This is a genomic window from Azospirillum sp. B4, from assembly GCF_000333275.1.
Classification (GTDB): Bacteria; Pseudomonadota; Alphaproteobacteria; order Azospirillales; family Azospirillaceae; genus Nitrospirillum.
The window spans coordinates 1-990 of sequence record NZ_BACU01000715.1 but is presented as its reverse complement, the minus strand read 5'-3'; the positions used below and the strand labels follow the sequence as shown (position 1 = coordinate 990).

General features: G+C 66.3%; 1 protein-coding gene. It reads right to left on the bottom strand.

Features of this window, described 5'->3' with window-relative positions:
• On the bottom strand, positions 1-990 hold a 990-nt coding region (locus I55_RS33790), incomplete at both ends, for a calcium-binding protein (RefSeq protein ID WP_376739220.1).

The window sequence follows — 990 nt, the reverse complement described above, 5'->3', positions numbered from 1 at the left end:
CTCCACCCTGTCAGCGCCTTCGACAGGTAACCTGCCAGGGTGACCTTGTCGGTGCCAGGCTGGAAATCGGTGACGGTCAGGGAGATATGGCTATCGAACCCACCGGAGATGAAGCCGGGGTCCAGGACCAGGGTGTCGGCGCCGGTACCCAGGGTGACGGTGTTCACCGACGCGTTGTGGCTGCTGCCCATGAAATCGGTCATGACGACGGTGACGGTATCGGCGCCCGCGCCCGCGTCGATGGTGCTTTGCGCCGCGAACTCGACCGTGATGGTGTCGTTGCCCGCGCCCCCGGCGATGGTGACGGTGTCCAGGAAACGGTCGTAGTTGCCCTTGAAGGAGATGTAGTCGTCGCCTGCGCCGCCATCCAGCAGGATGGTGGTCGCGCTACCCGAATAGCGGCTGACATACAGACTGTCGTTACCGTCCTGGCCGTACAGCCGGTCGTTGCCGCCGGCCGTGTCCGAGAGGCTGTCGCCGCTGTAGTAGGTACCGGGATCGCTGCCGCTGTTGGCGGCGTTGTTGCCGTACATCACGTCATCGCCGGCACCACCGGTCAGGGTGTCGCTACCGGCACCACCTTCCAGCGTGTCGCCGCCGCTTCCGGCGGTCAGGCTGTCGTTGCCGGCAAGGCCTTGGATCAGTGCGCCGTTGGCGGAGCCGGCCAGCGTGTCATCGCCGCTGGTGCCGATGTTGGGCTGGCCGGCGTCCGTGGCGAAGGGGTCGTAGCCCAGGTCGCGGGCGGTGAAGCTGGTGGCGGTGGTGTTCTGGAAGGTGACCAGGGTGGTCCAGCTGTCGCGGCCACCGTTGGGGTCGATCTGCAGCAGGGTGTCGGTGCCCGACTGCGTCAGGCGCAGATAGCCGGCGGCGAAGGGGTTGAGGGTGCTGCTCCAGCCCGTCAGCACGCCGGCCAGATAGCTGGTCAGGGTCACCTTGTCGGTGCCAGGCTGGAAATCAGTGACGGTCAGGGAGATGTGACGTCGAAGGATC